This is a genomic window from Aureimonas altamirensis (genome assembly GCF_023702225.1).
Classification (GTDB): Bacteria; Pseudomonadota; Alphaproteobacteria; order Rhizobiales; family Rhizobiaceae; genus Aureimonas; species Aureimonas altamirensis_B.
In genome coordinates, this window is record NZ_JAMQCO010000002.1 from 448,254 (window position 1) to 472,053 (window position 23,800).

General features: G+C 64.6%; 26 protein-coding genes. 19 read left to right on the top strand and 7 right to left on the bottom strand.

The window, feature by feature from the left end; all coding sequences use genetic code 11:
* Nucleotides 1-18: 18 nt before the first annotated feature.
* Entirely contained in the window at nucleotides 19-759 is a 741-nt protein-coding gene (locus tag NDN16_RS04825; RefSeq protein ID WP_251112476.1) for an SDR family NAD(P)-dependent oxidoreductase, read from the top strand.
* A 35-nt stretch (nucleotides 760-794) separates the two neighbouring features.
* Nucleotides 795-1,643, top strand: a complete 849-nt coding sequence (locus tag NDN16_RS04830) for a polyphosphate kinase 2 family protein (protein ID WP_251112477.1) — start codon at nucleotides 795-797, stop codon at nucleotides 1,641-1,643.
* On the opposite strand, the gene pssA is transcribed toward NDN16_RS04830, so the two are convergent.
* From pssA to NDN16_RS04850, 4 genes are all read right to left on the bottom strand, one after another.
* The gene (gene pssA / locus NDN16_RS04835; RefSeq protein WP_251112478.1) at nucleotides 1,634-2,440 is read right to left on the bottom strand and encodes a CDP-diacylglycerol--serine O-phosphatidyltransferase; all 807 of its coding nucleotides are present in this window, start codon (nucleotides 2,438-2,440) and stop codon (nucleotides 1,634-1,636) included. The two genes, NDN16_RS04830 and pssA, sit on opposite strands and share 10 nt — an antisense overlap.
* Before the next feature lie 5 nt (nucleotides 2,441-2,445).
* On the bottom strand, nucleotides 2,446-3,171 hold the full coding sequence (locus tag NDN16_RS04840; RefSeq protein ID WP_285292435.1) for a phosphatidylserine decarboxylase: 726 nt from the start codon (nucleotides 3,169-3,171) through the stop codon (nucleotides 2,446-2,448).
* 12 nt (nucleotides 3,172-3,183) lie between these two features.
* On the bottom strand, nucleotides 3,184-5,022 hold the full coding sequence (locus NDN16_RS04845) for an ABCB family ABC transporter ATP-binding protein/permease (RefSeq protein ID WP_251112571.1): 1,839 nt from the start codon (nucleotides 5,020-5,022) through the stop codon (nucleotides 3,184-3,186).
* 162 nt (nucleotides 5,023-5,184) lie between these two features.
* Entirely contained in the window at nucleotides 5,185-6,390 is a 1,206-nt protein-coding gene (locus NDN16_RS04850; protein WP_251112480.1) for a LysM peptidoglycan-binding domain-containing protein, read from the bottom strand.
* A 141-nt stretch (nucleotides 6,391-6,531) separates the two neighbouring features.
* Between NDN16_RS04850 and NDN16_RS04855 the strand changes: the two genes are divergently transcribed.
* The 5 genes from NDN16_RS04855 (at nucleotide 6,532) to NDN16_RS04875 (ending at nucleotide 12,533) form a co-directional block, all read left to right on the top strand.
* Complete coding sequence (locus NDN16_RS04855) at nucleotides 6,532-7,866, top strand: BCD family MFS transporter (protein ID WP_251112481.1); 1,335 nt, start codon at nucleotides 6,532-6,534, stop codon at nucleotides 7,864-7,866.
* Nucleotides 7,867-7,968: 102 nt separating this feature from the next.
* Nucleotides 7,969-9,108 carry a DegT/DnrJ/EryC1/StrS family aminotransferase gene (locus NDN16_RS04860; RefSeq protein ID WP_251112482.1) on the top strand — a complete coding sequence of 380 codons (1,140 nt, stop codon included), beginning with the start codon at nucleotides 7,969-7,971 and terminating at the stop codon, nucleotides 9,106-9,108.
* Nucleotides 9,109-9,266: 158 nt separating this feature from the next.
* Nucleotides 9,267-10,676, top strand: coding sequence for a circularly permuted type 2 ATP-grasp protein (locus tag NDN16_RS04865; protein ID WP_435301051.1), 1,410 nt, complete (start codon nucleotides 9,267-9,269; stop codon nucleotides 10,674-10,676).
* A gap of 4 nt (nucleotides 10,677-10,680) precedes the next feature.
* Nucleotides 10,681-11,622 (top strand): alpha-E domain-containing protein, encoded by a 942-nt coding sequence (locus NDN16_RS04870; protein ID WP_251112483.1) that lies wholly within the window; start codon nucleotides 10,681-10,683, stop codon nucleotides 11,620-11,622.
* Between the two features lie 161 nt (nucleotides 11,623-11,783).
* On the top strand, nucleotides 11,784-12,533 hold the full coding sequence (locus NDN16_RS04875) for a proteasome-type protease (RefSeq protein WP_251112484.1): 750 nt from the start codon (nucleotides 11,784-11,786) through the stop codon (nucleotides 12,531-12,533).
* Here the strand turns inward: NDN16_RS04875 and NDN16_RS04880 are convergent.
* Nucleotides 12,523-12,882, bottom strand: a complete 360-nt coding sequence (locus tag NDN16_RS04880; protein WP_251112485.1) for a gamma-butyrobetaine hydroxylase-like domain-containing protein — start codon at nucleotides 12,880-12,882, stop codon at nucleotides 12,523-12,525. The two genes, NDN16_RS04875 and NDN16_RS04880, sit on opposite strands and share 11 nt — an antisense overlap.
* Nucleotides 12,883-13,009: 127 nt before the next feature.
* On the opposite strand from NDN16_RS04880, the gene moaA reads away from it, so the two are divergent.
* From moaA to NDN16_RS04925, 9 genes are all read left to right on the top strand, one after another.
* A complete protein-coding gene (moaA, locus tag NDN16_RS04885) occupies nucleotides 13,010-14,005 on the top strand; it encodes a GTP 3',8-cyclase MoaA (protein ID WP_251112573.1) in 996 nt (331 codons plus the stop codon).
* A 148-nt stretch (nucleotides 14,006-14,153) separates the two neighbouring features.
* Nucleotides 14,154-14,366 (top strand): YMGG-like glycine zipper-containing protein, encoded by a 213-nt coding sequence (locus NDN16_RS04890; RefSeq protein ID WP_060601601.1) that lies wholly within the window; start codon nucleotides 14,154-14,156, stop codon nucleotides 14,364-14,366.
* Between the two features lie 157 nt (nucleotides 14,367-14,523).
* Nucleotides 14,524-15,462, top strand: coding sequence for a DMT family transporter (locus tag NDN16_RS04895; RefSeq protein WP_285292407.1), 939 nt, complete (start codon nucleotides 14,524-14,526; stop codon nucleotides 15,460-15,462).
* A gap of 20 nt (nucleotides 15,463-15,482) precedes the next feature.
* Nucleotides 15,483-16,667 carry a multidrug effflux MFS transporter gene (locus tag NDN16_RS04900; RefSeq protein ID WP_251112487.1) on the top strand — a complete coding sequence of 395 codons (1,185 nt, stop codon included), beginning with the start codon at nucleotides 15,483-15,485 and terminating at the stop codon, nucleotides 16,665-16,667.
* Nucleotides 16,664-17,278 (top strand): molybdenum cofactor guanylyltransferase, encoded by a 615-nt coding sequence (mobA, locus tag NDN16_RS04905; RefSeq protein ID WP_251112488.1) that lies wholly within the window; start codon nucleotides 16,664-16,666, stop codon nucleotides 17,276-17,278. The genes NDN16_RS04900 and mobA overlap by 4 nt, the downstream gene beginning before the upstream one ends.
* Before the next feature lie 102 nt (nucleotides 17,279-17,380).
* The gene (locus NDN16_RS04910; protein ID WP_251112489.1) at nucleotides 17,381-18,178 is read left to right on the top strand and encodes an ABC transporter substrate-binding protein; all 798 of its coding nucleotides are present in this window, start codon (nucleotides 17,381-17,383) and stop codon (nucleotides 18,176-18,178) included.
* Between the two features lie 60 nt (nucleotides 18,179-18,238).
* Nucleotides 18,239-18,949: an ABC transporter permease gene (locus NDN16_RS04915; protein WP_435301052.1), complete on the top strand. Its 711-nt coding sequence runs from the start codon at nucleotides 18,239-18,241 to the stop codon at nucleotides 18,947-18,949.
* Nucleotides 18,946-19,734 (top strand): ABC transporter permease, encoded by a 789-nt coding sequence (locus NDN16_RS04920; RefSeq protein WP_251112490.1) that lies wholly within the window; start codon nucleotides 18,946-18,948, stop codon nucleotides 19,732-19,734. Before NDN16_RS04915 ends, NDN16_RS04920 begins: the two co-directional genes overlap by 4 nt.
* A gap of 79 nt (nucleotides 19,735-19,813) precedes the next feature.
* Nucleotides 19,814-20,683 (top strand): NAD(P)-dependent oxidoreductase, encoded by an 870-nt coding sequence (locus tag NDN16_RS04925; RefSeq protein ID WP_251112491.1) that lies wholly within the window; start codon nucleotides 19,814-19,816, stop codon nucleotides 20,681-20,683.
* A gap of 12 nt (nucleotides 20,684-20,695) precedes the next feature.
* On the opposite strand, the gene NDN16_RS04930 is transcribed toward NDN16_RS04925, so the two are convergent.
* Nucleotides 20,696-21,178, bottom strand: coding sequence for an Lrp/AsnC family transcriptional regulator (locus tag NDN16_RS04930; RefSeq protein WP_251112574.1), 483 nt, complete (start codon nucleotides 21,176-21,178; stop codon nucleotides 20,696-20,698).
* A gap of 219 nt (nucleotides 21,179-21,397) precedes the next feature.
* Here NDN16_RS04930 and NDN16_RS04935 point away from each other — a divergent pair, with 219 nt between their 5' ends.
* Nucleotides 21,398-22,108, top strand: coding sequence for a retropepsin-like aspartic protease family protein (locus NDN16_RS04935; RefSeq protein WP_251112492.1), 711 nt, complete (start codon nucleotides 21,398-21,400; stop codon nucleotides 22,106-22,108).
* On the opposite strand, the gene dusA is transcribed toward NDN16_RS04935, so the two are convergent.
* Entirely contained in the window at nucleotides 22,105-23,085 is a 981-nt protein-coding gene (gene dusA / locus NDN16_RS04940; protein ID WP_251112493.1) for a tRNA dihydrouridine(20/20a) synthase DusA, read from the bottom strand. The two genes, NDN16_RS04935 and dusA, sit on opposite strands and share 4 nt — an antisense overlap.
* A 116-nt stretch (nucleotides 23,086-23,201) precedes the next feature.
* Here dusA and NDN16_RS04945 point away from each other — a divergent pair, with 116 nt between their 5' ends.
* Together NDN16_RS04945 and NDN16_RS04950 are read left to right on the top strand one after the other, a co-directional pair.
* The gene (locus NDN16_RS04945; RefSeq protein ID WP_251112494.1) at nucleotides 23,202-23,501 is read left to right on the top strand and encodes a BrnT family toxin; all 300 of its coding nucleotides are present in this window, start codon (nucleotides 23,202-23,204) and stop codon (nucleotides 23,499-23,501) included.
* Nucleotides 23,470-23,790: a BrnA antitoxin family protein gene (locus tag NDN16_RS04950; protein ID WP_251112495.1), complete on the top strand. Its 321-nt coding sequence runs from the start codon at nucleotides 23,470-23,472 to the stop codon at nucleotides 23,788-23,790. Before NDN16_RS04945 ends, NDN16_RS04950 begins: the two co-directional genes overlap by 32 nt.
* The last annotated feature ends 10 nt before the right edge of the window (nucleotides 23,791-23,800 follow it).

The following is a 23,800-nucleotide window of genomic DNA, read 5'->3' on the forward strand; positions in this document are numbered from 1 at the left end:
CAGCTTCGGGAATCCGGAATGGCAGGCAGGCTAGACGGGCGTATCGCCCTCGTAACGGGCGCATCGCGCGGCATCGGCTATTTCCTGGCGAAGCAGCTTGCGGGCGAAGGTGCACATGTCGTCGCGGTCGCGCGTACGGTCGGCGGCCTGGAAGAGCTGGATGACGAGATCAAGTCCGCCGGCGGGTCGGCCACGCTGGTTCCGCTGGACCTGACGGACATGGAAGGCATCGACCGGCTCGGCGGGGCCATCTACGATCGCTGGGGCAAGCTGGACGTGCTGGTTCTCAATGCCGGAGCCTTGGGCGTGCTCGCGCCGCTGGGCCATATCGAGGCCAAGACCTTTGACAAGACCATGCGCGTCAACGTGGATGCGACATGGCGGATGATCCGCACCACCGACCCGCTCCTGCGTCTGTCCGATGCCGGGCGCGCCATCTTCCTGTCATCCGGCGCGGCGCATTCGACCAAGGCCTATTGGGGCCTCTACGCCGCCACCAAGGCCGCCGGCGAAGCGATGATCCGCTCCTGGGCGAACGAAACGCGCAGCCTGCCGCTGCGGGTCAATTCGGTGAACCCCGGGGGCACACGCACTGCCATGCGCGCCCTGGCCATGCCCGGCGAGGATCCTGAAACGCTGCCGCGTCCCGCCGATGTGGCGGCGACGATGCTGCACCTCGCCTTTCCGGACTTGACGGAAACCGGGCTTCTGTTCGACGTTCGCCAGAACCGCTTTCTCAACTACCATATGCCCGACTGAGCGCCTGCGGGCCCGGCCCGGCGAAGGAGCGTCGGATGGGCCTGCGTCGCAAACTGAGGGTAGAGCCCGGCACGCGCCCTCGCCTGGCCGATATCGATACCGGTTTTCACGGCGATTTCAAAAGCGAGAAGACGGCAGGAAAGCAGCTTGCGAAAAACGCCGAGCGGCTGGGCGAGCTGCAGCAGAAGCTTTATGGCGAGGGCAGGCACGCTCTTCTTATCGTGTTGCAGGGCATGGATGCCGCCGGCAAGGATGGAACCTGCTGGCATGTCATGTCGGCCATGAATCCGCAGGGCACGGTGGTCAAAAGCTTCAAGCAACCGACTGCCGAAGAGCTGCGCCACGACTTTCTCTGGCGCATCCATGCCCATACGCCGGGCCTCGGCGAGGTCGCGGTGTTCAACCGCTCGCATTACGAGGACGTGCTGGTGGTCCGCGTCCACGATCTCGTCCCGGAGGCGGTCTGGTCCGGGCGCTACCGCATGATCAACGATTTCGAGGCGATGCTGGCGGCGCAGGGTACGACGATCCTGAAATTCTTCCTGCACATATCCCCGGCCGAGCAATTGCGGCGCTTCGAGCAGCGGTTGGCCGACCCGGCGCGGCAATGGAAGATCAGCGAATCCGACTATTCGGAGCGCCCCCACTGGGACGCCTACCAGACGGCCTATGAGGACGCGTTGGAGAAGTGCTCCACCGAACACGCACCCTGGTACGTGATCCCTTCGGACCGAAAATGGTTTCGCAACCTGGCCATTTCGCACATCATCGCGAAAACGCTCGACGGGCTGGATATGAAACTCCCCGCCCCGAGCGTGGATATCGAGAAAATCCGCGCGCTGTATCATTCAGCGTCGGGAACACCCACGGCGGATCAGGAGTGAAGCCGGTGCTGCGCTTCCGCCTTGCGGTAGGAGCGCACGCCGAACGGCATCAACGCATAATAGGCGACCACGGAAAGCGTCAGGGTTTCCCAGAAGAAGCTGAGCAGCAGGCCGATATAGAGAACGACCACCAGCACGGCCGGCACCACATACTCCCGCCGCACCGGCATTCCGATCGTCTTGCCCGAATAGGTCGGTATGCGGCTTGCCATCAGAAGGCCGACCACGACGAGGTAGACGGACGAAAATGCCGCCGTCACCTGCGGAAACCCGGTGCCGTCGCCGCTAAATCCGAGATAGACGGGAAACAGCGCCAGCGCCGCGCCGGCCGGGGCCGGCACGCCGGTGAAGAAGGCGCTCTTCCATGCCGGCTTGTTCGGCTCGTCCAGCATGGTGTTGAAGCGCGCGAGCCGCAGGGCCGAGCCGCTGGCATAAAGCAGCGCGGCGATCCAGCCCACCGCGCCGGCATCGTGCAGCGTATAGGCATAGAGCAGCAAAGCGGGCGCAACGCCGAAATTGACGACATCGGCCAGCGAATCCATCTCCGCGCCGAACCGGCTCTGGCCGTTGACGAAACGGGCGATGCGGCCATCGATCCCGTCCAGGAAGGCCGCGCCGAGAACCAGCACGACGGCCAGTTCGAACCGCCCTTCGAAAGCATAGCGGATGCCCGTCATGCCGGCGCATATGGACAGGATGGTGATGACGTTGGGTACGATGTGACGGATCGGGATACGGGAATAATAGCGCGTGCCGCCGAGCGTCTCGTCCTGCTTGTCGTTTCCGTCTTGCGTCACTGGCGTCAGTCCCTCCGCGACGGCCAGGTGGCCAGCCTTTCTCCATATTCGGCGATCACCGTTTCGCCCGCCGTGGCGTGCTGCCCCTCCGCCACGCGCGGCACGGTGCCATCGGGCAGATAGACGTCGAGCCGGGAGCCGAAGCGTATCAGGCCGTAACGCTCGCCGGCCTCCAGCGATCCGCCCGCGCGGACGAAACTGACGATACGCCGGGCAACCGCACCGGCGATCTGCACCACGCCCACCTCGCCGAAGGGGCCGGCCAGCACCATGGACGAACGCTCGTTGACCTCGCTCGCCTTGTCCAACTCGGCATTCTTGAACTGGCCCTCGCGATAGGCGATCCGCAGGATGCCGCCACGGACCGGCGCACGGTTGATGTGGCAGTCGAAGACGTTCATGAAGATCGAGATGCGCAGCATCGGCTCATCCCCGAGTTGAAGCTCGGCCGGCGGCACGACATGGCCGACCAGCGATACGCGGCCATCGGCCGGGCTGACGACGATGTGATCGGCCTGCGGCGTGACCCGCTCGGGATCGCGGAAGAAATAGGCGCACCATACGGTCAGGATCAGGAACAGCCAGAACAGGGGTTCCCAGAGAAGGCCGAGCAGCAACCCGACGATGAAGAAGCCTGCGATGAAAGGGTAGCCGGCCTTGTGCACGGGCACCAGCGCGTTGCGGATCGACGTCAGGAAGTCCATGGATTTGCGTTTCCTTGCATGCGGCAGCGTGGGCAGGGTTTAGAATTCTTGGCGCTTACGTTCAAGCGGGTCGGCCGGCGCCCGCCTCTCGACGATGCCGAGGGCGTCCGCTTCCCTTGCGCGGCGCAATGTTTCCTCGGCCTCGCTGGCTTCGCGCTGCATCGTCCACATCTCGGCATAGAGCCCGCCCTCGCCCAGCAAGGCACGATGGGTTCCGCGCTCCACGATCTGCCCGGCCCGCAGAACGATGATCTCGTCCGCGTCGACGATGGTGGACAGGCGGTGGGCGATGGTCAGCGTGGTCCGCTCCCGCGAGACCAGGCTGAGCGCGCTCTGGATCTCCTGTTCCGTATGGGTATCGAGCGCCGACGTCGCCTCGTCCAGCACCAGGATCGGCGGCGCCTTCAGGATGGTCCGCGCGATGGCGACGCGCTGCTTCTCGCCGCCCGACAGCTTCAGCCCGCGCTCGCCCACCATCGTATCGTAACCCTCCGGAAGGCTTTCGATGAAGTGGTGGATCTGCGCAAGCTCGGCGGCGCGGCGCACCTGCGCATCGGAGGCATCCACTCGCCCGTACCGGATGTTGTAGGCGATCGTGTCGTTGAACAGCACCGTATCCTGCGGGACGATGCCGATGGCGGCGCGCAGACTGTCCTGCCGCACATCGGCGATGTCCTGCCCGTCGATGGTGATGCGCCCCGACGACACGTCGTAGAAGCGGAACAGCAGCCGCGAGATGGTGGACTTGCCGGCCCCGGACGGGCCGACGATCGCGACCGACTTGCCGGGGGGCACCTCGAAAGTGATACCCTTCAGGATTTCCCGTCCGCGATCGTAGGAAAAGCGCACGTCCTCGAAGCGGATCGCGCCGGCGGCGACCGACAGAGGCAGCGCATGGGGATCGTCCTGGACTTCCTCGCGCACGGACAGCAGATTGAACATCTCCTCCATGTCCGTCAGGCCCTGCCGGATCTCACGGTAGACGAAGCCGATGAAGTTGAGCGGGATGGAAAGCTGCATCAGCAGCGCGTTGATGAAGACGAAGTCTCCCAGCGTCTGCGTGCCGGCCTGCACTTCGCGCGCCGACATCACCATGGCGGCCCCCATGCCGAGCGAAAAGATGACCCCCTGCCCGAAATTGAGCCAGCCCAGAGAGGTCCAGGTCTTGGTTGCGGCGCTCTCGTAACGCGCCATGGACCTGTCGAAGCGGTCGGCCTCCATGGTTTCGTTGCCGAAATACTTGACCGTCTCGAAGTTCAGGAGCGAGTCGATGGCCTTGGTATTGGCTTCGGTGTCGCTGTCGTTCATTTCGCGGCGGATGCCGATGCGCCAGTCGCTGGCCTTCACCGTAAACCACGAATAGGCGACAACGGTCAGCGCGACCACCAGCACGTAGGACGCGCCGTAGGTGACGCCGAAGATGATGGCGGTCAGCAGGAATTCCAGAAGTGTCGGCACCGAATTGAGGATCGTGAAGCGCACGATCGTCTCGATGCCCTTGGTGCCCCGCTCGATGATGCGAGACAGGCCGCCGGTGCGCCGCTCGAGGTGAAAGCGCAGGGACAATGCGTGCATATGCACGAAGGTTCGATAGGCCAGCCGCCGCACGGCATATTGCCCGACACGGGCGAACAGCGCGTCCCGCAACTGGTTGAAGGCCACGGATACGACGCGCGCGACGTTATAGGCGACGACCAGCGTGATCGCCCCGGTCAGGATCAGGGGCAGCCATTCCAGACCCTGCGGGTCGCCATCCAGCGCGTCGGTCGCCCATTTGTAGAAATAGGGCACCCCGACGGTCAGCAGCTTTGCCAGGACGAGGTAGAAGCTCGCCCAGAGGACGCGGGCCCGAAGGTCGGGCCGCTCTGCCGGCCACATATAGGGCCAGAGGTTGCGAAGCGTTCGGAAGGTCGCGCCGCTGTCGCCGGAGACGGCAGGCTGCTGTGTATCGCTCAAGGCTGCACTTTCGGGATCGGTATCGAAGGGGCGCGGCATGCGCACCCCCCTACATGGTCTCCCGCAGAGGGATTCGCCAGCCCGTCAGCCGCCGGTCGCCTGCGCAGCCTCGTCGGCCGGCATGCGGAAGACCTGACCCGGATAGATCAGGTCGGGATTTCGGATCTGGTCGCCATTGGCAAGGTAGATCACCGTGTAGCGGCTGCCCGACCCGTAATTCTCGCGCGATATGCGCCAGAGCGTGTCGCCCTTGCGGATGATGACGCGGCCGTCCACCTCCTGCAGCCCGCCCGCCGGCTCGCCGCCCGCGGCAAGTGTCGCATCCGCCTTTTCGGCGGCCGACATCCCCGGCAGCGCAGGCGAAGCGGCAACGGCGGCGACATGCTCGCGGTCGGGCCGCTCGAAGGGGACTTCGGCACGCGCCACCACGCTGCCCGCCTTGTCCACGACATCGGCACGCACGACATGCGTGCCCACCGGCACGGCCTGCCGGGCGCTGGCCAGGAATTCCCGCTTGGAGCCGATCGGGGCCTCGGCCACGAAAGCGTCGTTCAGGTACAGCCGCACCTTCGAGCCCTTGGCCGCCGTGCCTGCGACGTAGATCTGGTCTCCCTCGATCTCGACCGCGCCGATAGCCGGCGCGTTCGGATCGGCCGCCGGCCCCGTGGCGGGCGGCGCAACCGCATCCGCCGGTCCGGCCGCAGGCGTGGCCGCGGCGACCTGCGGTGCCTCCACCTTCGGGGCGGCGATCACCCGCGAAGGTGCGTCGGGCTGCTCCAGAAGCACCAGAAGCTCGGATTCGCGTCCGGGCATCGGAACGCTGACGATGGCGCTTTCGGCCGAGGCGAGAACCGCCTCGCCCTCGCCTGTCTCGAGGTGGATCTGATGTTCCCCGACGGCAAGCGGAGCATCGAGCGTTATCGCGAACTCGCCTTGCGCATTGGTGCGCGCGGTCGCGATGACGCGGCCGGCCTCCACGATCCGCACATTCGTATCCGGCGCGGCGCGGCCCGCCATCACGGCGGAGCCATCCGGTTCGACCCGCACGACATCGAAGGACGGAACGGTGGATGCCGCCTGCCCTGAAGCGCGCTGCGACGTATCCTGAGGCGGCGCGCCTGCCGGCGCCTGGGTTGCCACGGGAGCCGGAGCCTGCGGCGATACCTTGGCAAGGGTAACATCGCTGCCGGGCAAGGTGCGTGGATTGCCGAAATGCAGATAGCCCGCCACAAGGCCGGCGACGCCAACCATGGCCGCTGTCGCGAACAGGACGCCGCTCTTCCGTTTCATGACCACTCCAAAGGCAAGTTGCTTGCCGCTTGTGGGGAACTTCATATCGATCCCCTATTTCTACAAATTGTTGGCTGCCGCAACAAGGCGAATGAGTCCACATCCCTTGGGTGGATGCGACGGCGCGATCGGATGTGATGCATGATGATGACGCCCGGATGGCTGACGATCGCACGGTTGGCGCTCATGCAGACGGCCATCGGTGCGGTCGTCGTCTTGACGACGTCGACGCTCAACCGGGTCATGGTGGTCGAACTGGCCCTGCCGGCGACGCTGCCAAGCCTGATGATCGCCGTCTACCATGCCGTTCAGCTGACGCGGCCGCGCTTCGGCCACGGCTCGGACGTCGGCATGCGGCGCACGCCGTGGATCGTCGGCGGAGTCGCCCTGCTGGCGGTCGGCGGCGTCGCTGCCGCCGCGGCCACCGGGCTGCTGGAGCACCATCCCTTGCCTGGAATTGCCCTCGGCCTCGTGGCGTTCGCCGCCATCGGCGCAGGAGCCGGCGCGGCCGGAACCGCACTCCTTACGCTGTCCGCTACGATCGTATCGCCGGCCGAACGCGGGCCCGCCGCGACGGCCATGTTCACCATGATGATCGCCGGTTTCGCCCTGACGACTGCCGTGGCGTCCCGGCTGCTGGACCCGTTTTCCACCATGCGGCTGATGGCTGTGACGGCCCTGGTGGGCGTCGTCGCGTGGCTGGCTACCCTCGTTGCGGCATGGGGGCTGGAGGGCAAGGCCCCCAAGGCAAGTGCCAAGGGCTCTCCGGCGCCCTTCCTGGAAGCGCTCGCCATGGTCTGGGGCGAAGCCGGCACGCGGCGCTTCGCGCTGTTCGTGTTCGCCTCCATGCTGGCCTACAGCGGACAGGACGTCGTGCTGGAGCCCTTCGGCGGCCTTGCCTTCGGCCTGACGCTCGCCGAAACGACCCGCCTGTCGGCATGGCAGAATGGCGGCATCTTCTGCGGCATGGTCCTGACGGCCGTCGCAGGCGGGTTCCTCGGCCGGCGGCATCCGGGTACGCTGCGTGTTACGGCGATGACCGGCGCTGTCCTTTCCGCCATAGGCCTGGCGATCCTCGCGCTCGCCCCCGCTGCGGGGTTGGAGGCCCATACCGTCTTTCCCCTTGCGGCAATCCTGGGTATCGGCCTCGGCGCCTTCACCATCTCGGCCATTGGCGCGATGATGGCGATGGCCGGTGCCGGCGGCGATGGACGGGCCGGCCTGCGCATGGGCGTATGGGGGGCGGCGCAGGCGCTGGCCTTCGGACTGGGCGGCCTCGTGGCGGGCATCTGCGTCGACCTCGTCGCGCTGGCGACGGGCGAGATGGTCTTCGGCTACGCGGTCGTCTTCGCAGGCCAGGCTTTGCTTTTCGCCCTTGCCGCAATGCTGGCGCGCAACGCGATCCGGCTGACCGGCGAAACCGCAACCAGCGCCTTCCGGGCATCACGGAGCCGCATGAGCCAGCGACAAACGTGAAGGCCGCAGTGCCGGCGCAGGCTTGACCCCTGCGGCAAAACGGTTAGCCCATCGCGGTAACGCCGGCGGCGTTCTTCGTGTTACCGCAAGGATCCGGACCCAATGCAAAACCCCATCGCCTTCATCGACCTTGCGACCCAGCAGAAGCGCATCCGCGACAAGATCGACGCCCGCCTTGCCAGGATCATGGACACGGGCGCCTATATCCTCGGCCCCGACGTCGGCGAGCTCGAAAAGGCGTTGTCGGCCTTCGGCGGCATGGACGCCACGCTCGGCTGCGCATCGGGGACCGACGCGCTCCTGCTGCCGCTCATGGCCTGGAACATCGGCCCGGGCGACGCCGTCTTCGTACCGAGCTTCACCTTTGCCGCGACGGCCGAGGTCGTCGCGCTCCTTGGGGCCACCCCCGTCTTCGTGGACGTGCTGCCCGATACCTACAACATGGACCCCGAAAGCCTGGACCGGGCGATCGCCGAGATTCGCGATGCCGGCTCGCTGAAGCCTCGTGCGATCATCGCCGTCGACCTGTTCGGCCAGATCGCCGACTATCCATCCATCCGCACCATTGCCGACACCTACGAGTTGAAGCTCGTGTCCGACGCCGCGCAGGGCTTCGGCTCGACGCTGGGCGGGCGGATGGCCGGGGCCTTCGCCGATGTCGTCGCCACCAGCTTCTACCCCGCCAAGCCGCTCGGCTGCTATGGCGATGGCGGAGCCGTGCAGACCAACGATGCGGAGCTGATGGCCGTCATGCGTTCGCTGAGCGTCCACGGCCAGGGCAGCGACCGGTACGACAATGTCCGCATCGGCATCACGGGGCGGCTGGACACTTTCCAGGCGGCGGTGCTGCTCGAGAAGCTGGAGCTGTTCGCGGAAGAGATCGAGGCCCGGCAGCATGTGGCCGAGCGCTATGCCAAGGGCCTGCATGATCTTGCGGTAACCCCGGATGTACCGGACGGAATCGTCTCTACCTGGGCTCAATATACGATTCGCGTTGCGGACGGCCGTCGCGAGGCCTTCATGGCCCGGATGCGCCAGGCCGGGGTTCCGACGGTCATCTACTATGGCAAGCCGCTGCATCGGCAGACGGCCTACCGGCATTTCCCCGCGGAATCGGGCGCATTGCCCGTCAGCGACGCGCTCTCGCACGAAGTCGTGAGTCTGCCGATGCATCCCTATCTGGATCGTGAAACGCAGGACCGGATCATTCAATCCGCCCGTGAGGCACTCGCAAACGCCTGAAACGGCGGCACTCCGCCATGCAGCGTGCCATTTTCGTAACCATGTTCGCGGCGCGCCATCAGGAAAACGGATGAGCGCTGCATATCGGGGGTTGGAAATTTCTCAGACTGCGACATTCTCTGTCTTATCGATCAGATGGACAGAGGGGGTCGCAGCGCATGCCATTCGACGAAATGCTGGTTGATGATGGCAATGTGCGCAGCCCCTATGAACGGTTTCAGAAATGGTTTGCCCGGCAGGAGGCCCCCTCCCTTGCGGCCAAGGCCGGAGAGGCTGAAAGCTTCTTCCGCCGCACAGGCATCACCTTCAACGTCTACGGAGCGGACGAGGCGGCGGAACGGCTGATCCCGTTCGACATGGTTCCACGGATCATCTCGGGCAAGGAGTGGGGCCCGCTGGCCGAGGGAATCGAGCAGCGGGTTCAGGCCTTGAACGCCTTCCTGCACGACATCTATCACGACCAGGAGATCGTGAAGGCAGGCGTGGTGCCGGCCCGGCTCATCGAAGGCAACGAAGCCTTCCTGCCCCAGATGGTGGGCTTCAGTCCGCCCGGCGGCGTCTATACCCACATCATCGGCGTCGATATCGTGCGTACCGGCGAGAACGAGTTCTACGTACTGGAGGATAACGCCCGCACCCCTTCGGGCGTGTCCTACATGATCGAGAACCGGGAAACGATGATGCAGATGTTTCCCGAGCTTTTCGCCCAGAACCGGGTGCGCCCGGTGGAAAACTATCCCCGGCATCTGCGCCGCTCGCTGGCGCGGGTTGCGCCGACCGCCTGCGAAGGTCAGGCCCGGATCGCCGTGCTGACGCCCGGCATCCACAACTCCGCCTATTACGAGCATGCCTTCCTGGCCGACCAGATGGGCGTGGAGCTCGTCGAGGGCGCCGACCTCAAATGCATCGACGGCCGCATCGCGATGCGCACCACCAAGGGCTATCTGCCCATCGACGTCTTGTATCGCCGCGTCGACGACGCCTTCCTGGACCCGTTGGCCTTCAATCCGGATTCGCTCCTGGGCGTGCCGGGCATCATGGAGGTCTATCGCAATGGCGGCATCACCATCGCCAACGCGCCGGGCACCGGCATCGCCGACGACAAGGCGATCTATTCCTACATGCCGGATATCGTGAAATTCTACTCGGGCCGCGAAGCGATCCTGCACAACGTGCCCACCTGGCGCTGCGCCGAGGAAGACAGCCTCGCCTATGTTCTCGAGCATCTGGAAGAGCTGGTCGTCAAGGAGGTGCACGGCTCGGGCGGCTACGGCATGCTTGTGGGCCCCGCCGCCTCCAGCGCCGAGCGCGAGGCCTTCGCGGCAAAGCTGCGGGAACGGCCCACCAACTATATCGCGCAGCCGACGCTGGCGCTGTCCACCGTGCCGATCCTTACCGAGGCGGGCCTGGCGCCGCGCCACGTGGACTTGCGGCCTTTCGTGCTGGTCAGCGACACGGTCAAGATCATACCCGGCGGGCTCACGCGCGTCGCATTGAAGGAAGGTTCTCTCGTGGTGAATTCCAGCCAGGGCGGCGGCACCAAGGATACCTGGGTGCTGGAGGACTGATCCGATGCCGCTATTGGGACGTACCGCAAACGGGCTTTTCTGGATGCAGCGTTATATCGAGCGCGCCGAAAACACGGCACGCCTGATCGATGCGGGCCTGCGATTGTCGCTCACCAACCTGTCGGCCGATGCGGACGAGTGGAATTCCGTTCTGGTGACGGCGGGCGTGCTGGACGCCTATCAGGCGCGACACGATACGCTCGACCCCGACCTGATCGCCGAATTCATGCTGCGCGATCCGGCGAACCCTTCCAGCATCCTCAATTCGCTCGCCATCGCACGTACGAACGGGCGCATGGTCCGCACCGCGCTGACGCGCGAGACGTGGGAGGCCCTCAACGAGAGCTGGATGCTTCTGCGCGACCGTCTGTCCCGGCCGATAACGGACCTGCCGGCGCTGCTGGAACTCATCAAGCAGCGCTGCGCGCTGATCCGAGGGTCGTTCTACGGCACGATGCTGCGCAACGAGATCTTCGACTTCTGCAATCTCGGCACCTTCCTGGAGCGGGCGGACAACACAGCGCGGATCCTCGACGTCAAATACTGGGTGCTCTTGCCGCAGCACTCCTATGTCGGATCCTCGCTCGACAATTATCAGTGGGGCTCCATCCTGCGGTCCGTCTCGGCGCTGCGCTCCTATGCCTGGGAATACGACACCGAGTTCAAGGCCGTCGACATCGTCGACTTCCTGATCCTCAACCGGCGCATGCCGCGCTCGCTAGCCTATTGCTACCGGCTGATCGAGGAAAGCCTCAGCTATCTGTCGCGAACCTATGGCGAGGCGCATGACTGCGACGCAATCGCCCGGTCCATCGAGGAGCGGCTCGAGGAAACCAGCGTCGGCGAGATCATCGACGGCGGGCTTCACGAATTCCTGGAATGGTTCATCCGGGAAAACAACCGGCTGTCGGACGAGATCGCCCGGACATACCGCTTCCATAGCTGATCTTCCTTTTGATAACCGCCGATTGCTGGCATGACGGCCCTTGCCGCCATAAGATCGGTACCTGTAGGAATTTAAAGTGGTTTGAAATGCTCCGGCTCCAGCCAATTCGGGCTGGCGGGTCCTTTTCCGGACGCCGAAGGCGGATTTTCACGGGTATTAGAATGACCTATTGCGTCGGCCTGCTTCTCGATCAGGGTCTTGTCTTCATGTCCGATACCCGCACGAATGCGGGCGTCGACAACATATCCACCGTTACCAAGATGAAGGTGTGGTCTCGCCCGGGAGATCGCTTCCTTTGCCTTCTGTCGGCCGGCAACCTGGCAACGACCCAGGCCGCGATCTCGCTGCTGGAGGAACGTGGGTTGCATCCCTCGCAGCGCAACCCGTCGCTGTTCGAGCAGCCCTCCATGTTCCAGACGGCCAAACTGGTGGGCGAGACGCTCAAGGAAGTCATTTCCTATACCTCACCCTCGGGCCAGCAGGCCGACAGCCGGTTCGCCGGAACCTTCCTGCTGGGCGGCCAGATCAAAGGGGGCGCCCCGCGCCTGTTCATGATCTATCCGGAAGGCAACTTCATCGAAGCGGGCGCTGACAACCCCTTCTTCCAGATCGGCGAACACAAATACGGACGGCCGATCCTGGTCCGCACCTACGACCATTCCATGTCGCTGGAGGAAGCCGTCAAGCTGCTTCTGGTGTCATTCGATTCGACCATCAAGTCCAACCTCTCGGTCGGGCTTCCGATCGACCTCCAGACCTACCGGGCCGGCAGCCTGGAGGCAGGATATCACCAGCGCTTCGACGAGCGAGACCCCTACTACCAGACCATCGCGGACGGCTGGTCGGGGGCGCTTAAGGAAGCGTTCGACCGCCTTCCGCCCTTCCTGCCGGACGCGCCCGTCAGCGGCTGAGGCCCTTTTCGGCAAGGTCCGCCAGATAGGCTTGCCATAGGCCATCCTGATCGCGGCCGAGTTCGGCAAGATAGCTCCAGGTAAAGATTCCCGTATCGTGCCCGTCGTCGAAGACGATGCGGATCGCGTAGTGACCGACGGGCAGGACATCCGCAATGGCGACGTCGCGTTTTCCGCCGACGGTGACCTTCTGTTCCGCCGAGTGGCCCTGCACCTCGGCGGAGGGTGAGTGCACGCGCAGCATCTCCGCCGTGAAGGCATGCTCGACGCCATCGGAGCCCGTCACTTTCAGCGTGCGGCGATCACGGGTGACCGCAATCTTCGCTGGCGCCGCCACCTTGTCGCTCATACAACTCTCCGTACCGATCTTGACCATGGGGTAGCGCCCTTCCACATTGCTGACAACAGGCAGAAGAGCAGGAAGCATCGTGTCATCAGCAGCGGCCCTCGCGCCGACCCCGCGCCATAACGGCAGTATGATCGATCCTTTCGGACGCCGGATCTCGTATCTTCGCGTGTCGGTGACCGATAGGTGCGACCTGCGCTGCGTATACTGCATGTCCGAGCATATGGAGTTCCTGCCGCGCCGCGAGCTTCTGACGCTCGAGGAACTGGACCGGCTGTGCACGGCCTTTATCGATCGCGGCGTAAAACGCCTTCGGCTGACGGGCGGAGAGCCGCTGGTACGCAAGAACGTGATGTCGCTGGTGCGCGGCCTGTCGCGGCATCTGCACAGTGGGGCTTTGTCGGAACTGACGCTCACCACCAACGGCACGCAGCTTGCCGCCCATGCGGACGAGCTTGCGGCCTGCGGCGTGCGGCGCCTGAACGTGTCGCTCGATACGCTCGATGCCGACAAGTTCCACATGATCACCCGCCGCGGCGACTTCGACCGCGTGATGGATGGCATCGCCGCCGCCAGGCGCGCCGGCATCGACGTCAAGATCAACACCGTCGCTCTCCGGAACTTCAACCAGGGCGAGATCCCGGACATGATCCGCTGGGCCCATGGGCTCGGCCTCGGCCTGACGCTCATCGAGACGATGCCGATGGGAGACGTCGGCGAGGACCGGACCGACAGATACCTCCCGCTGTCCGTGCTGCGTCACGAGCTTGCCGCCAGGCATGGCTTCACCCTCACGGAGTCGAACCATCGCACCGGTGGGCCGTCGCGTTATTTCGACGTGGCGGAAACCGGCGGGCGATTGGGGTTCATCACGCCGATGACGCATAATTTCTGCGAAAGCTGCAACCGCGTCCGGATCACATGCACGGGCACCTTGTACATGTGCCTCGGACAGGAAGACGCGGCCGACCTGCGTGGTGCGCTGCGTGCCTCCGAAGGCGACGAACTGCTCCACCGCGTCATCGACGATGCGATCCTGCGCAAGCCCAAGGGGCATGATTTCGTGATCGACAGGCAGACCCGCCAGCCGGCGGTTTCGCGCACGATGTCCGTCACCGGAGGTTGAACGGGCGGCGCGTCCAATCGCCGCATTTTGCGCGCATTCGGGATACAAGTTTACGTGTTGGAACGCGTGGGGGACACCGCCGTTCTACCACCGATGAACGGCCGCGAAGCGCGGCATCGAGCCAAATTCCAAGGGGAGTTTCGTCAGCATGAAGAAGACTTTGAAGCCGGTTCTGGCCCTGGCCGCCGTCGTGATGATCACCGCCGGCTGCACGCAGACCGAGCGCACCGTCAGCGGCGCCGCGATCGGCGGTGTCGGCGGCGCTGCGGTGGGCAACGCGGTGGGCGGCGGCACGGGCGCCCTCATCGGTGGCCTGGGTGGTGCGGGTGCGGGCGCGCTGATCGGCCGCAATACCTACTAGGTCGCTTCCCTTTTTGGGCCCGAGATGCCGCTGCCCCGGGCAGCGGCATTTTTTTATGGCCACCCTCGCCATAAGGGAAAAAGCGAAGTAAGCCTGACTATCGTCGCGGCCTCGGGAAAAGGGAGGGAGTCCGCGGTGGTCCCCGCATTCGCCTTCCATGCCAGGTGACCTCGTGTCCATCGCCAGACAATCCGTCGAATCGGCAAGCGCCGCGGATAATCTGCGCGCGAGCCTGATGATGATCGGCTCGACGGCGCTGTTCGTCGTCAACGACACGCTGACGAAGATCGTCATGGAGGACATGTCGGCGGCCCAGGTCATCGCCATAAGGGGCGTGATGGTCTGCCTGCTTCTGTTCGCCATAGCCTGGCATCGCAAGGCGCTTCCCTCGTTGTCCGTGCTCAGGAACCCGTACCTGATCGTGCGCACCCTTGCCGACGCCGGAACCACCTTCCTCTTCATGCTGGCGCTGGCCAACATGCCGATCGCGAATGCCTCGGCCATCTATCAGGCCTTGCCGCTGGTCGTTACCGTCGGCGCCGCACTCTTTCTCGGCGAGGCGGTGGGCTGGCGGCGATGGACCGCCACCTTCGTCGGCTTTGTCGGCGTCGTCATCATCGTGCGTCCCGGCATGGAGGGCTTCTCGGTCTATTCCATCGCCGTGCTGCTGTCCGTCGTCACATCCGCGGCGCGCGATCTTGCGACACGCCGTATGCCGAAGGGGCTTTCCTCGATAACGGTCGCGGCCATCACGGCGGCAACGATCACGATCCTCGGTGCGGCCCTGACGCCCTTCACCGGGGTCGCGCCCGTCACGTCCACCCATCTCGGCCTGATGGCCGCGGCAGCCATTCTGCTATCGGCCGGTTATGTGGTCATCGTGGCCGCCATGCGCGGCGGCGATGTCGGCTTCGTCGCGCCGTTCCGCTATACGGCGCTGCTCTTCGCCATCATCCTGGGCTTCCTGGTCTTCGGCGAACTGCCGGATTTCTGGTCCAGCATCGGCTCGGTCATCGTGGTCTTGTCCGGCCTCTACACCATCTACCGCGAGCGACGCCGCCACGCGGTGAAGATCGTCAAGGCGCAGGTACACTGATGGATACGAGAGCCCCGCAAATGCAGCCGCCAGCCGCAGCGGATCACTTCAGGCCATCGGCCAGCTTCATCCTTGCGCTCGTGCTTGCATCCGCACTGTCGCCGCTGGCCATCAACATCTTCATTCCGTCGATGGCATCCATAGCGGGGCATCTCGATGCGGCCCCGGCCACCGTGGCGCTTGGCCTGTCGCTGTATCTTGTAACGGTCGCGGCCGTGCAGCTCATCGCCGGCCCCTTGTCCGACCGATACGGGCGGCGTCCGATCATGCTGGCCGGCATGGTGCTGTTCATCGTCGGCACGCTTCTCTGCATCGCTGCCGAAAGCGCTGCGGTCTTCCTGGCCGGTCGGGTCATCCAGGCAGGCAGCGCCACCGGCATCGCCCTGTCGCGCGCCGTCGTGCGCGACCTTTTCCCGCGGGACCGGGCCGCCAGCATGATCGGCTACGTCACGATGGGCCTTGCCGTGGCACCGCTGATCGGCCCGGCGCTCGGCGGCGTCATGGACAGCCTGCTCGGCTGGCATTCCGTCTTCTGGCTGCTCGTCGTCTTCGGCGTCGTAACCCTGACGATGATCTGGGTCTATCTTCCGGAAACAGCAAAGGCGACGGGGGCGCCCGTTCGCGCGCAGTTCGGCGCCTACCGCCTGCTGATCGGATCGCCCGGCTTCTGGCGATATGCCGGCACGGCCACGCTCGTATCGGCTGTCTTCTTCACCTTTCTCGGCGGCGCGCCGTTCATCGCTTCCCATCAGCTCGGCATGAGCCCCGCCGGGTACGGTCTTTGGTTCATGGCCTGCTCCATGGGCTACATACTCGGCAATTTCATCACCGGCCGTCTGTCGGGGCGGCTCGGTCTCGAACGGTTGATGCGTGCCGGCTCCATGGTCACCTTCGCGTCGACGCTGCCCCCGCTGGCGCTGTTCCTGACGGGCCATCTGTCGGCTGCCACGCTTTTCCTGCCGATGCTGTTCGTCGGGCTCGGCAACGGGCTTGCGGTTCCAACCTCGACCGCCGGCGGCGTATCCGTCCGGCCCGAGGCCGCCGGCGCCGCAGCCGGGCTTCTGGGTGCGGTGCAGATCGGCGGCGGCGCCGCCGCCACCGCCATCGCGTCCAACCTCGCGCACTCGCCCGCCGCGGTCGCCGCCGTCATGGCAGGGTTAGGCGGGGCCGCCGTGGCGCTGGCGTTCAGGCGCATACGGCCGTGACCCTTGCAGGCGCAATCCTTGCCGGCGGCGCGGGGTCACGCATGCAGCCGTCCACCATGCCCAAACCCTTGCTGGAGATCGCCGGCCGTCCGCTCGTAGCCCACGTCGTCGAGCGCATGGAAGGCCAGGTCCATCCACTGCTCATCAACAGCCCCTGCAACGACGGGTTCGAGCGGTTCGGACTTACCCTGGTGCCGGACCTCCGCCCGCAACGCCTGGGGCCTCTCGCCGGCATGGAAGCCGTGCATGCGTATCTGTCCACCGGTTTTCCACAAGCTTCGCACATCCTCTTCGCACCGGCCGACACGCCCTTCCTGCCGGAGGATTTCGTGGCGCGGATGAGCCGGTCGCCGGGGCGCGTGCGGATCGCACGAAGCGACGAACGGCTTCATCCGACGGCCTCGCTCTGGCCGATTGCGGCGCTGTCCGGGCTGAGCGCCTATCTGGAGACGCCCGGGTGCCGGCGTTCCGTCCTGGACTATGCCCATCTTCAAGGGTTCGAGGCGGAGGACTTCGCGGTCGGCGACGGCATCGATCCGTTCTTCAACGTCAACCGCCCCGCCGACCTCGATGCCGCCAGTGCGCATTTGACGCTTCGACCGGGGGGATGACCCCGGTTGCCATTTGCGTCGAAACAGGCAGTATCGCGGAATTATGCGGCACGCACACAAAACGTGCTGCACATAGCAACGTCTTAATGAGGTTTCGGGGATATGCAGCTTATTCATCGCCTACTCCTGGCCGCCGCGGCCCTTGCCATCGTCGCCGGCCCTGCGAGCGCCCAGGAGTCGGATGCCGACAAGACCTGGACGGAAATCAGAATCGGCACCGAAGGCGCCTATCCCCCCTTCAACTTCCTCAACTCGGCCGGCGAGCTCGAAGGGTTCGACATCGACATCACCCGGGCCCTTTGCGCGCAAATGCAGGTTACCTGCACTTTCGTGACGTCCGACTGGGACGGCATCATCCCTGCCCTTCAGAACGGGCGCTTCGACGCCATCGTGGCCTCCATGTCGATCACGCCGGAGCGGTCCGAGCAGGTGCTCTTCACCAACAAGTACTACAACACGCCGGGCGCCATCGCCGTGCCGAAGGACAGCGACCTGACGGAAGCGACGCCTGAAGCCCTGGCGGGCAAGGCCATCGGCGTGCAGGGCGGCACGACGCACTCGCAGGCCGCGGAATTCTTCTTCCCCGATGCCGATGTGCGCGTGTATCCGACGGCGGAGGAATACAAGCTCGACATCGAGAACGGGCGCGTCGACGCGGTGATGGACGACATCGTCGTTCTTTCCGAGTGGATCAAGAGCGACGCCGGCGCCTGCTGCAAGGTGCTGGCGCAGATGCCTGTGAACGAAGAAATCTACGGCCCGGGCGCGGGCATCGCTCTGCGCAAGGGCAACGACAAGCTCAAGTCCATGTTCGACGAGGCGATCGTGGCGATCCGGGAGAACGGCGAGTACCAGAAGGTGCAGGCCAAGTATTTCGACTTCGACGTCTACGGCGACTGAGCAGCGGGATCGCGCCGGGCATGACGTCCGGCGCGATCATGCCGCCGACATGGTTTCTCCATGAACGACGTTCTTTCCCTGCTTGCCTATGGCGATGCCGGTTGGGGTGACGAAATCCTGTCCGGTGTCGGCATTACCGTCGCGCTGTCGCTGGCCACGCTGCCGCTCGGCCTCGGGCTGGGCCTTGTGCTGGCACTGGCGAAGCGCACCGAGGATCCGGCCCTGCGCCTGTCGGCCAACATCTACACGACCATCTTTCGTGGCCTGCCCGAGCTCCTGACGCTGTTTCTCGTGTATTACGGCGGACAATCCCTCATCAATTCGGCATTCGGCGCCGCCGGCCTGCCCGCGCTGACGATCTCCAGCTTCATTGCCGGCATGATAGCGCTTGGCATGGTCTTCTCGGCCTTCGCATCCGAAGTCTTCCTGTCGGCCTTCCAGGCGATACCGGCGGGCCAGGCCGAGGCGGGGCGCGCGCTGGGCATGCATCGCTTCGCCATCTTCTACAAGATCACCTTTCCACAGCTCGTCCGCCACGCCCTGCCCGGCCTGTCGAACTGCTGGCAGAACCTGCTCAAGGATACCGCGCTCGTCTCGGTCATCGGCCTGGCCGATATCCTGCGGCAGACCAGCATCGCCGCGCGCGTCACCCGCGAGCCCTTCCTGTTCTTCGGGCTGGCCTGCGTGCTGTTCCTCATCCTGACATTCATTTCCGGCGCCGGGATCGCGCGGCTCGAACGGTGGACGAATCGAGGAGTGATGGCCCGATGAGCGCCTCGACCGTCCGGCAGCGACCGGGCCTTGTCGGCATAGTGACGCTGACGTTCTGGTTCCTCGCGGCGATCGGCCTCGTCTGGTATCTCTATTCGGCCTACAACCCCATCTTGTTCGAGCGGTATGCGGGGCGCTATCTCGACGGCCTCTGGGTCACGATCCAGTTCGTCTTCATTTCCTTCATCTTCGGTGCAGCGCTTTCGGTGCCGGTTGCCTTCGGCCGCATGTCCGAAAACCGGATCACCGGAACGCTGGCCTATGGCTTCGTCAGCTTCTTCCGGGGCACGCCCTTCATCGCCCAGATCTTCCTGATCTATTACGGCTTCGCCAGTTTCCGGGGCGCCTTCGAGACGGTCGGCCTGTGGTGGTTTTTCCGCGACGCCTGGTTCTGCGCCATTTTCGCCATGGTTCTCAACACCGCGGCCTACCAGGCGGAAATCCTGCGCGGGGCGATCCAGAGCGTTCCGCGAGGCCAGTGGGAAGGCGCCAATTCGCTCGGCCTGTCACGCACCGTCACCTTCTTCAAGGTGATCCTGCCGCAGGCGCTGATGGTGGCCCTGAGGCCCTACGCCAACGAGTTGATCCTGATGGTGAAGACATCCGCGATCATCGCCATCGTCACGGTCTTCGACCTGTTCGGGGTCACGCGACGCGCCTACAGCCAGACCTACGATTTCCAGACCTATGTCTGGGCGGCGGTGATCTACCTCTTCATCGTGGAGACCTTGCGCAACCTGACGATCATGGCGGAAAATCGGCTGACGCGCCACCTGAAACGCTAGATCGGGGCGTTAATCCGTGAAACCGCGCGCCCGGCATGCCATGCTGGGGTGATCCTGCGAGTCGCATGGGAAGGAACGCATGGCTAAAGTTGCATTCATCGGCCTCGGCGTCATGGGCTATCCGATGGCGGGCCATCTGGCCCGAAAGGGCGGCCACGAGACGACCGTCTACAACCGTACCGCGCAGAAAGCTCGCAAGTGGGCCGACGAGTTTGGCGGCCATGCCGCCGACACGCCGCGCGATGCGGCGGCGGAGGCGGATTACGTGTTCATGTGCGTCGGCAACGATGACGATGTCCGCTCCGTCGTCTACGGCAAAGACGGCATCCTGGCCGGTTTGAAGGACGGTGCCGTCCTGATCGACAACACCACCGCCTCCGCCCATCTTGCCCGCGAGCTTGGCGATGCGGTGGAAAAGGCCAGGGGCCGCTTCCTCGATGCGCCGGTTTCGGGCGGCCAGGCCGGCGCCGAGAACGGCGTCCTGACCGTTATGGCCGGCGGCGACGAGAAGACCTTCGAGGATGCCAGGCCCGTCATCGACGCCTATGCCCGCATGGTCGGGCTGATGGGCCCCGTGGGCTCGGGCCAGCTCGCCAAGATGATGAACCAGATCTGCATTGCCGGCCTCGTGCAGGGCTTGGCGGAGGCGGTCCAGTTCGGCCGCAATGCCGGCCTCGACATCGAAAAGGTGATTTCCGTCATCTCCAAGGGCGCCGCCGGCTCCTGGCAGATGGAAAACCGCCACAAGACGATGATCGACCGGAAATACGATTTCGGCTTTGCCACCGAATGGATGCGAAAGGATCTCGGCATCTGCCTGGAAGAAGCGAAGGCCAACGGCTCCTCGCTGCCGGTTACGGCGCTGATCGACCAGTTCTATGCCGAAGTCGTCGGCATGGGCGGTGCGCGGTGGGATACGTCCTCGCTGCTGGCGCGGCTGGAACGGTAGCCTGCCCCTGGCCTACTCGCGCTGCTCCTTGTCGAGCACGAGATAATCGAGGGGCAGTTCGGTCGTGTACTTGATCTGCTCCATCGCAAAGGACGACGACACGTCTCGAATCTCGATCTTGGAGATCAGCTTCTTGTAGAAGGTGTCATAGGCCGCGATATCCGGCACCACGACGCGCAACAGGTAGTCGACGTCGCCGCTCATGCGATAGAATTCGGCCACCTCGGGAAACTCGGCCACCACTTCCGAAAAGCGCAGCAGCCATTCGTTGCTGTGCGAGGACGTTCGCACCGCGACGAACACCGTGACGCGGGCGTTTACCTTCTGCGGATCCAGGATGGCGACGCGGCGGCGGATGACGCCCTCTTCCTCCAGCTTCTGGATACGCCGCCAGCAGGGGGTTGTGGATAGCCCGACGCGCTTGGCTATATCGGCTACGGCAAGCGTCGCGTCCGCCTGCAGAAGCCGAAGAATTTTCTTGTCGAGCCGATCCATGTTCCGTGCCTTGTCGATACCCTTGGTCGCGCGGGGGCAGAAGCCGCCGCAGCCAAGCTTGTGCATGCCCGGTCAACTTTACGCAAGTTGCGGTGCCGGGCGTTTGCACGATGCGGTGCCGCGACCTACATCTGAAGACGAGCGTCATGCCATGCAGGAGACCAGTTTGAGGCTGCCCCATATGAGCCGGAAACGCTCTGTCGAATCGGAAACCCGCCGATGAGGAATGGCGGCGTCCTGATGCTTCTCCTGGCGCTTTTGGGAGGCGGGCTCGCGCTTCTTCTTCTCAATACCGACGGCATGATCGCCGGCCTGCGCGAAGACGATTTCGCGCAGCTCGTCTATCTCGGCGCCATCCTGACGGCGGTCGGCGGAACTGTCATCGTGGCCTTTCGCGGACGTCTCGCGGATGCGGTCCGCAACGCCCTTTTATGGACAGTCGCCTTCGTGGTGCTGATCGGCGTCTATGCCTATTCTACCGAATTCCGTTCGGTCGGAGAGCGGATGCTCGGCGCGCTGATGCCGGGGCGGATCGTGGCAAGCGGCAGCGGCGACAACCTCCAGGTTTCGGTCGGCCGGGGTTTCGACAACCACTTCCGCGTGGATGCAAGTATCAACGGGGTTGAGCTGCCGGTGCTCGTCGATACCGGAGCAAGCACGGTGGCCCTCGACAGGGATACCGCAAGGCGCGTGGGCATCGACGTGGACGCCCTGTCGTACGACGCACAGGTTCGCACAGCCAACGGCGTTGCGTCCGCCGCCATGGTGCGGCTGGACAGCGTCGCGGTGGGCCCGATCGAACGCCGCAACGTGACCGCCATGGTAACCGCGAACGACGCCATCGGCGTCGGTCTTCTGGGCATGAGCTTTCTCGGCCAACTGGCCTCTGTCGAATTTCGCGGCGACCGCCTGATCCTGACCGATCGCTAGGCGGCAGACAATTCCACCCCGGCCATGGCCTCGAAAAGGAGGTCCGGGCCGGCGCCGGCACGCACCGACCGTTCGGACAGGATCTGCCGCCACTGCCGCGCGCCGGGATGCCCGTTGAACAGTCCCAGCATGTGGCGTGTGACATGTGAAAGCTTGCCACCGGCCGCGACATGCGAGCCGGCATAGTCCGCCATCTTGCCGACCACTTCGGCCAGCGACGATGACGGCGCAGCTTTGCCGAACAGAAGCGGATCGACAGTCATCAGGTCGGCCGGGTTCTGATAGGCGGCGCGCCCCAGCATCACTCCGTCCAGGCCCTCCAGCAACGGCCTGGACGAGGCCACCGACGCGATGCCGCCATTGATGCCGATGAACCTGTGCGGCAGCCTTGCCTTCAGGCGTTCGACGCGACCATAGTCCAGAGGCGGGATCTCACGATTTTCCTTGGGGCTCAAGCCCTGCAGCCAGGCCTTGCGGGCATGCACCCACAAGCCCTCGGCGCCCGCGTCGAAAACGGCATCGGCCAGGGCATCCAGTGCGGGCTCCGGATCCTGGTCGTCGACGCCGATCCGGCATTTGACGGTAACCGGCACGGCGACGGCGCCTCGCATCGCCGCGACACAAGCCCCAACCAAAGCGGGTTGCAGCATCAGGCATGCGCCGAACGCCCCGGATTGCACCCTGTCGGACGGGCAACCGACATTCAGGTTGACCTCGTCATAGCCGAAGCCCTCGCCGATCCGTGCGGCCTCCGCCAGCTTGGCCGGGTCCGAACCGCCGAGCTGGAGCACGACGGGATGCTCCGTGGCATCGAAGCCCAGCAAGCGCTCTCTCGGGCCGTGGATGGCGGCGTCCGCAACGACCATCTCGGTAAACAGCCGCGCACGCGCCGTCATCTGGCGATGGAAGTACCGGCAATGCCTGTCGGTCCAATCGATCATCGGCGCCACGGCGAAAGTGCTTGCGGTCTGCGTCATCGTCCAGTTTCCAAGCCTTCCGTCAAAACCAGAACCAAACTCATATTCACTTCATATGAACTTGTTTATGGTTCATTTTTTGAGCTTGAATCCTTACATTCTTGTGGATACAAAATATGGGTAAGTTGCCGTCTTTCGATTGGCATATGGCGAAGGCTCAGGGCAACCTTACAAAGCACGGCGTCGCTTTTGAAGCAGTGAAAGGTTTCGAGTTCGACACGGCTTTGTACGTCGAGGATAACAGAACCGAATATGGCGAAGTGCGGGTTTCGGCGACAGGATTCATCGGCGACCGGCTCCACGTCTTGATTTTCACGTTACGCGAGCCGGATGTCGTCTGGGTCATCTCGCTGCGAAAAGCCAACCGAAGGGAGTCTGATCGCTATGTCGCATTTGCAACACCTGACGAAGGCTGAACGCCGTGAGTTGCTCCTTCGCGCCAGACGCAGCCTGGAAGCGATCAGCGATGCCGAAGATGCCCGCATCACGGCAGAAGCCGAATCCGACCCCGATAACCCGCCCATGACGGACGATGAGTTCATGCGCGCCCGCCGCGGACGTCCGCCGGCGGCGCTCGTGAAACGGGCAATCAACGTACGTCTGGATCAGGATATCATCGAAACGCTGAAGCAGGGCGGACCACGGTGGCAGACGCGCATGAACGAGTTGTTGCGCAAGGCTCTGAAGCTCGACGACGCGGCTTGATGCCGCGCCG